Raw genomic sequence first — 2,920 nt, forward strand, 5'->3', positions numbered from 1 at the left:
ACCTTCCCCGTCACCGTCATCGTCCCCGGGCTCGTGTCGGCGGGTTGCAGCATCACGCCGGCCGCGCCGACACTTCCGACGAGGGCGATGGCAAGCAGGGCCAATATCGGATTTGCCATTTGGTGCTGCCTCCTCGGACGACCGTGACGGTGCGCTGGGAGTTAAGGATTCTTTAACAGTCGTCGAAAGGAGAATGAGGGTTTGGACGCGCTCCGCGTGCGAGGACCCACGTGCTTGGGCTTGTGGCTGGTCGGGCGGATCCTCAAGAAGCGACCGCTACTACGCGATTAGTACTCCGAGGGGAGAAAACCCGAGCGGGTGTCCTGCCTCTGAGCCGCCACGCATGTCTCCATCCCACGCTCGGACGAAGGCGCAGGCCTCGCCCAGACGCCCTCGTTCGGTTTTCCCAGCAGGGCTCAGCGCCCATGGAGTCGACGCTGGCCGCAAAAGGAAAGGGGACGGGCCCCGAGGGCCCGTCACACGATGGCAAAGCGGCTGATCTGTTTCGATCCATCCATGATGCTCAGGTTGGTCGGATCGATTCCGTAGTACAGCGTGCCGACGACCGTGTAGACTCCCGGCGCTCCAGTCCAGGGGTCGGAGGCGAAGGCCACACGATCCACTACCGCGCCAGCCGGAATCCAGACAACCTGCGAGCTCACCGTGTCCACTTTGGCGCCCGTCGCCTTGTCGTAGATGTCGTAGACGACCTGTGCGTAGGCTCCGACGCTGCCCAGGTTGCTCACTTTTGCGTAAAAGACCTGCGCCGTTCCCGAATAGCCATGTCGCCATTCCGGCCAGATGCGGTTCAGCCCCAGCAGGGGCGTCACTGGCGGCGGGGCCGAGAGGCTCACGGTCCCATCGGAGAACGTGTTGTCCGAGAGATCCGTCTCTCCCGGGACCGCCGAGGCCGTGGCGGAGATCGCGTAGCTTCCCGCGCTGAGGCCCGCCGTGGACCAGGAGAAGGTCAGTGTCGTCGTCGCGCCCGCGGCCAGCGTCACGGTCTTGGTCCCGATTGCGGAACCGTTGGCGAGGGCGGTCACATCGAAGGTCTCTGCCTGGGTCCCCTGGTTGGCGGCCGTCACCGTGACCACGAAGATGTCTCCGATGACGCCCGCCGTCGGGCTCACGCTCACCGAGGTGACAGCCACGTCGTGCACGGGTGCGATCAGCACAACGGTCGCGTCGTCGAAGGCGTTGTTCGCAAGGTTCGTCTCGCCCGCCACGGCAGCCGCCTCGACCCTGATCGGATACGACCCGGGGGCCACGCCGGTCGTGTCCCATGCGAACGACAGGCTCTGGGACGCGCCCGCCGCGAGGTTGCTCACGGTCTGCGTGGCGACTAGGATGGTCCCCGCGTGCGCGCTCACGGCGAAGGTTTCCGCCACGGTACCCTGGTTCTGGACCGTCGCGCTCACGGTGACTGCCTGGCCCTGGAGGACGCTCGTCGGCGACGCGCTCGCGGCGGTCACCGCAACATCATGGGTCGTCGGGGCCGGAGGCGCCGCGAACGTCATCGTGTTGTCGTTCGTGATCTTGCTGTGGTCGATCGACCCGCCGCTGCTTCCGCCACCGTTGGAGTCCGTGGTCGCGTAGAAGTAGTAGGAAGAGGCGCCGTCCGCGAGGAGCACGACGTCGCTTGCGTCGCCCGTGTTCAGCTTCCTCGTCCACTCCGCGGTGAAGGAATAGGGCGCGCCAGTGCCCGAGTATGCCATCTTGCCCAGGTCGTTCTGGCTCGTGTCCTTGGCGGGCGGCTTGGCGCCGCCGTTCGTGTCGACCGGGTTGAGGGTTGTCGGCGTTGGCTGCGGGGTGTACGCGGCGCCGTTCCACATCCCGAAGAATACGCCGTCGTAGCCACTCCGGTGGTGTCCCGTTCCGCCAGAGATGGACCCATAGACCATGCCGAGCCAGAAGTGGTTGCCCGTGGCGGATGCCCACGTCACGTCGATCTTCCCGTCGATCCGAAAATAGACGCTCGCGCCGTCGTGCTTCGCGTACAGGGTCGCCGAACCGTAGGGCGAGGCGGCGCCGTTCTCCAGCGGGACGACGGCGGAGAGGGCGTCGCTCCAGGATCCCGTGGCGGGGTTCCCGTCGAGGTCCGCATCCGCCACGGCCGTGGCGGAATACGGAACCGTGACCGATACCGCGCTCACTCCCGGCGCCCCTCCCGCTAGGAGCACGGCTACGAGAATGACCACCAACAAGCCCATCGCTGCTCCCCTCGCTCGCCTCATGGCTCCACCGCTGCGGGCCCATCACCCAGCAATTGCGGATGGTTGCTTGGTATGGACAGTAAGCAGATGTACAGATACGACGCTCGTAGGAGTGTTCTGAAATGTCTTCCATCCGTGCGGCGGCGCGCTTAAGGAGGCCTCGGGACTTGCGGACCCGTGGACGGCATGAGGGATCGTCTCGCCGCGTTCGTGACCGGACGGATCTTTCTTCCCCTTGCGATTCTCCTGGTGGGCATCCGGTTTGCGGCTCCCACGGTCACGGCGTACCTTGGAGTGCTTGGGATCGACACGACGGCTCTGGACGGGGCGTTCGAGTTCTACGCGGGGATCCTGCCCACGATTCTCTTCCCGATGGCTGCCATCGTCTTGGTTTCGTGGCCCGGGGGCTTCCGCTGGGATTGGGCGATTCGGCTCGCCGTCGCCCTGACCGCCGCGGCCGCCGTGCTCTGGCCCGGTGAGGTCGAGCCGAGCCTGCGAATCGTGTCGAGCCCGTGGACCAGCCTCGTATTTGGCGTGATCGTCGCGGGGACGATCGTCGCTTTCGAGGCCGCGCTCGAGTTGCGCATCGTCGGAGCGGGCGTTTCTTCGCTCGCGCGGGATGGGTTCCGGGCTCTTGGGGGTGGATTCGCCCTCGCCTACCTGTTCCGCTCCCTCCGGCTCGTCGACTATGCATACGCCCTTGGGCA

At 66.0% G+C, this 2,920-nt stretch carries 2 protein-coding genes; one reads left to right on the forward strand and one right to left on the reverse strand.

The genetic code is table 11. From position 1 onward, the window contains the following. Positions 1-476: 476 nt before the first annotated feature. A complete protein-coding gene (locus WDA27_15210) occupies positions 477-2,234 on the reverse strand; it encodes a CARDB domain-containing protein (GenBank protein ID MFA5892273.1) in 1,758 nt (585 codons plus the stop codon). A 165-nt stretch (positions 2,235-2,399) separates the two neighbouring features. On the opposite strand from WDA27_15210, the gene WDA27_15215 reads away from it, so the two are divergent. Beyond that, positions 2,400-2,920, forward strand: a 521-nt coding sequence (locus WDA27_15215; GenBank protein ID MFA5892274.1) for a hypothetical protein, incomplete at its 3' end; no start/stop codon positions are given.

This window comes from Actinomycetota bacterium, from assembly GCA_041658565.1.
GTDB lineage: Bacteria > Actinomycetota > AC-67 > AC-67 > AC-67 > JBAZZY01.